At 70.4% G+C, this 4,325-nt stretch carries 6 protein-coding genes; 1 reads left to right on the top strand and 5 read right to left on the bottom strand.

Annotated features, from left to right (window positions below; all coding sequences use genetic code 11):
• Positions 1-288: 288 nt before the first annotated feature.
• The 5 genes from ACFQ4O_RS12845 to ACFQ4O_RS12825 form a co-directional block, all read right to left on the bottom strand.
• Entirely contained in the window at positions 289-672 is a 384-nt protein-coding gene (locus ACFQ4O_RS12845) for a RidA family protein (RefSeq protein WP_378776090.1), read from the bottom strand.
• A gap of 82 nt (positions 673-754) precedes the next feature.
• The gene (gene leuD / locus ACFQ4O_RS12840; protein ID WP_378776089.1) at positions 755-1,360 is read right to left on the bottom strand and encodes a 3-isopropylmalate dehydratase small subunit; all 606 of its coding nucleotides are present in this window, start codon (positions 1,358-1,360) and stop codon (positions 755-757) included.
• Between the two features lie 133 nt (positions 1,361-1,493).
• On the bottom strand, positions 1,494-2,027 hold the full coding sequence (thpR, locus tag ACFQ4O_RS12835) for an RNA 2',3'-cyclic phosphodiesterase (protein ID WP_378776088.1): 534 nt from the start codon (positions 2,025-2,027) through the stop codon (positions 1,494-1,496).
• A 40-nt stretch (positions 2,028-2,067) separates the two neighbouring features.
• On the bottom strand, positions 2,068-3,114 hold the full coding sequence (locus tag ACFQ4O_RS12830) for an aldo/keto reductase (RefSeq protein WP_378776087.1): 1,047 nt from the start codon (positions 3,112-3,114) through the stop codon (positions 2,068-2,070).
• Between the two features lie 41 nt (positions 3,115-3,155).
• Positions 3,156-3,752: an arylesterase gene (locus tag ACFQ4O_RS12825; RefSeq protein WP_378776094.1), complete on the bottom strand. Its 597-nt coding sequence runs from the start codon at positions 3,750-3,752 to the stop codon at positions 3,156-3,158.
• A gap of 130 nt (positions 3,753-3,882) precedes the next feature.
• On the opposite strand from ACFQ4O_RS12825, the gene ACFQ4O_RS12820 reads away from it, so the two are divergent.
• Positions 3,883-4,325, top strand: a 443-nt coding sequence (locus ACFQ4O_RS12820) for an ABC transporter ATP-binding protein (RefSeq protein ID WP_378776086.1), incomplete at its 3' end; no start/stop codon positions are given.

The following is a 4,325-nucleotide window of genomic DNA, read 5'->3' as shown; positions in this document are numbered from 1 at the left end:
AACGGCACCCGGAAACGCCAGCGTTTCTGGGTCCCGGCTCAAGGCCGGGACAAGAAGCTGGCGGCGACGCCTGAGGCGTGACGCCCCGCTCCCGATCAGCCCTCAACGGTCGAAGACGGGCGCGCCGCGACCTTGTGCCGGCCTTGAGCCGGGACCTAGACACGTCTCCACCCGCAGGACGAAACGCACCCGCTCAACGGCACCCGGAAACGCCAGCGTTTCTGGGTCCCGGCTCAAGGCCGGGACAAGAAAGTGCGCGCCTGCAGGCGCGACGCTCCCGATCCCGCGTCAGCGGGCGATGCGAGCCGTGAGTTCGATCTCCACCTTCATCTCCGGCTTCAGCAGCTGGCAGACGATGAGGGTGTTGGCGGGGCGGATCTCGCCGAAGATCTCGCCGGTGACCTTGAACAGGTCGTTGGCGTCGGCCGGATCGGTCAGGTAGTAGCGGGTCTGCACCACGTCGGCGAAGCCGGCGCCGGCTTCCTTCAGCGCCTTCTCGATGGTGGCGAAGGCGTTGCGCGCCTGGGCCTCGACGCCCTCCGGCATGCTCATGGCGACGTAGTCGTAGCCGGTGGTGCCGGACACGAACACGAAGTCGCCGTCCACCACGGCGCGGCTGTAGCCCGCGGTCTTCTCGAAGGGGGAGCCGGTGGAGATCAGGCGGCGGGTCATCGTCGGAGCCTCGATATGCGGACGCGGCCGAAGGCCCGCACGGCGCGGGCCCCGGCGTCGGGAGAAAACGGAGACGCGGGCGTCAGGCCCAGGGGCGCTCGGCGGCGAGCGTCCGCTCGAAGTCCGAGATGCGGTCCTGCTTCTGCATGGTGAGCCCGACGTCGTCGAGCCCTTCCAGCAGGCAGCGCTTGCGGAACGGGTCGATCTCGAACCGCACCACGCCGCCGTCGGGGCCGCGGATCTCCTGCGCCTCCAGATCGATGGTCAGCCGGGCGTTGGCGCCGCGTTCGGCGTCGTCCATCAGCTTGGCGTGGTCTTCCGGGGAGACGCGGATCGGCAGGATGCCGTTCTTGAAGCAGTTGTTGTAGAAGATGTCGGCGAAGGACGTGGAGATCACGCAGCGCACGCCCTGGTCCAGCAGCGCCCAGGGGGCGTGCTCGCGCGAAGAGCCGCAGCCGAAGTTGTCGCCCGCCACCAGGATTTCGGCGTCGCGATAGGCCGGCTTGTTCAGCACGAAGTCCGGGTTCTCGACGCCGTCCGCGTCGTAGCGGAGCTCCGCGAACAGACCCTTGCCAAGACCCGTGCGCTTGATGGTCTTCAGATACTGCTTCGGGATGATCATATCGGTGTCGATGTTGATCAGCGGCAGCGGCGCGGCGACGCCGGTCAGGGTCGTGAACTTCTGCATGGGGCCGGAACTCCTTCGGCGCCTCTCATGCGCCCGCGCGGCGGTCGGGTCAACCCGCGCCGGGGCCTGAGAGGCTTGGGCGAACCGCGCATGTGGCGTGCGCGGCCGCGCGGCGCAAGCAGGGCCTTTTCGCTCACCGCAGCGGGTAGGCCGCCTCCAGCACGTAAGGCCCGCCGCCGACCGAGTCCCGCGAGGAATAGATCACGAACTGCTCGGCCCGGAACGACAGGCCGGGCGGGCCGCCGCGCAGGCCGAGATAGTCCGCCACCGCCCGGGGCGAGGCGTCGCGCAGGCGCGCCAGCGTCACATGGGGCGTGAACTTGCGGCTTTCGGCGGGCAGCCCCGCCCGGCGCATCAGCCGCTCGTGCTCGGCCTGCAGCTCGATCAGCGCGGGCGTGGGCGCGACCTTCGCGATCAGCGCCCGCGGCCGCGCGCCGCCGAAGGCGTCCGGCCCCTCGAACGTGATCTCGAACGGCGCCCGCCGCACCTTGCCGAGCAGATAGGCCGCCTCCTGCGCGGTCTCCTCGTCCACGTCGCCGAGGAAGCGCAGGGTGACGTGGTAGTTCTCCACGTCGATCCAGCGCGCGCCGGACAGCCCGCCCCGGTAGGCGGACAGCGCCAGCCCGACCTCTTCCGGCACCTCGATCGCTGTGAACAGCCGCGGCATCGGGAGCCCCCCTTCGACGCGCCCGGACGGCGAATGGCCGTCAGGGACAGGGATTGGTGCGCAGCCGGTGGATCGCGTCCACCTTGGTCTCGATCTCATCCGACCACGGCCGCTCGAAGGCGGCGAGGTCGTGGTCGAGCTGCTCAAGGCTGGTCGCGCCGATGATCACCGAGGTCATGAAGGACCGGGTGGCCGCGAACTGCAAGGCGAGATGCGTGGGCGACCAGCCGATCTCCCCAGCAAGATCGAGATAGGCCGAGATCGCCCCTTCCGCCCCGGTGGTCTCGTAGCGCTGCAGCCGGTCGAACAGCGTCTTGCGCGCCCCCGCAGGCTGCGCGCCGTCGGCGTATTTGCCGGTGAGATAGCCTTGAGCCAGCGGCGAATAGCCGAGCAGCGAGACGTTCTCCCGCAGCGAAATCTCCGCGAGCCCGGTCTCGTAGGTGCGGTTGAGCAGGCTGTAGGCGTTCTGCAGCGAGACCGCGCGCGGCAGGTTTCGCGCCTCCGCCTCGCGCAGGAACGTCATCACGCCCCAGGCGCTCTCGTTCGAGAGGCCCACGTGGCGGATCTTGCCCTCGCGGACCAGTTCGCCCAGCGCCTCCAGCGTCTCGTGGATCGGGATCTCCGGCCCGGTGGTGGGGCGGAACACCGTGGGGTTGGAGCCGAACTGGGTCACCTCCCGGTCCGGCCAGTGCAGCTGGTAGAGGTCGATGTAGTCGGTGCGCAGCCGCTTCAGGCTGCCCTCCACCGCCTCGCGCAGCTGGGCGCGGGAGAGTTCGCCGGTGGCGCCGTCCTTGCGGAACCAGTCCATCACCGTGCGGCCCACCGCCTTGGTGGCGACGATCATGCGGTCGCGGTTCGCGCCCTTGGCGAGCCAAGTTCCCACGATCTCCTCCGTGCGCCCCTGGGTCTCGGGCTTGGGCGGGATCGGGTAGAGCTCGGCGGCGTCGAGGAAGTTGATCCCGGCGTCCGCGGCGCGGTCGAGCTGGGCGTGGCCTTCGGCCTCGGTGTTCTGCTCGCCGAAGGTCATGGTGCCGAGGCAGACGACGCTCACGTCGAGCCCCGTGCGTCCGAGCGGGCGGCGTTCCATGGGCGGTGTCCCCTGGTCTGTGGCGATGATGGTCGAAGCGTTCAGGAGCGGCCGGGCAGGCTGTCCACGAAGCGCCGCACGTAAGGCAGGGCGCCCCGCACCATGATGTCGATCCCGCGCGGGTTCGGGTGCAGGCCGTCGGCGAGGTTCAGCGCGGCGTTCCCCACCACGCCGTCGAGGAAAAACGGGTAGAGCACCAGACCCCGCTCGGCCGCAAGGTCCGAATAGATCGAATCGAACGCCGCCACATAGGCCGAGCCCAGATTGGGCGCCGCGCGCATTCCGATCAGCATGGCGGGCGTGTTCCGCGCCTTGAGCCGGTCGAGGATGCGCGTCAGCGCGGCGCGGGTGATCTTCGGATCGACCCCGCGCAGCATGTCGTTGGCGCCGAGCGCCACGATCACGCCGTCGGTCCCGTCCGGCACCGACCAGTCCAGCCGGTCGGCCCCGCCGGAGGCGGTGTCGCCCGAGACGCCGGCGTTGGCGACGGCGACCGTACGGCCTCCGTCGCTCAGCGCCTTCTGAAGCCGGGGCACGAAGCCTTCGCCCGGCCCGAGCCCGTAGCCGGCGGTGAGGCTGTCGCCCAGCGCCACCAGCCGCACCGGCTCCGCCGCCTCGGCGCGGTCGGCCGTTCCGATCACGCTTGCGAGAGCCGCGAGCCCAAGCCCAAGAGCGGCCCGGCGCGAGGGCCCTCCCGCCCCGTTGGCGACGCAATCGGCGCCGATGGTGCGACGCACATCCGAACGGCACGGCGATTCCAGGGGCTTCATGACGGCGATCGAACTCCGCGGCGTAAACCTTGCGCTGGGCAAGGGCCCCGCGCGCACGCACATTCTGAAAGACGTGAACCTGCATATAGAGCGTGGCGAGACCGTGGGCATGGTCGGGCCGTCCGGCTCGGGCAAATCGACGCTGCTGATGACGCTGGCCGGGCTGGAGCGGCCGGATTCCGGGACCATCCGCGTGCTGGGGCAGGATCTCGGCGCGCTGGACGAGGACGGGCTCGCCCGCTTCCGCGGCCGCCATGTGGGCGTGGTGTTCCAGTCGTTCCACCTCATCCCCACCATGACCGCGCTCGAGAACGTGGCGACCCCGCTGGAATTGTCCGGCGCGCCGGACGCCTTCGAGCGCGCCCGCGCCGAACTCGCCGCCGTCGGCCTGTCGCACCGGCTCGACCATCACCCGGCGCAGCTGTCCGGCGGCGAGCAGCA

It is taken from the genome of Methylopila musalis (genome assembly GCF_042679725.1).
Taxonomy (GTDB): Bacteria; Pseudomonadota; Alphaproteobacteria; order Rhizobiales; family Methylopilaceae; genus Methylopila; species Methylopila musalis.
The sequence above is the reverse complement of the archived record's forward strand: the minus strand, read 5'-3'. Positions and strand labels throughout refer to the sequence as shown.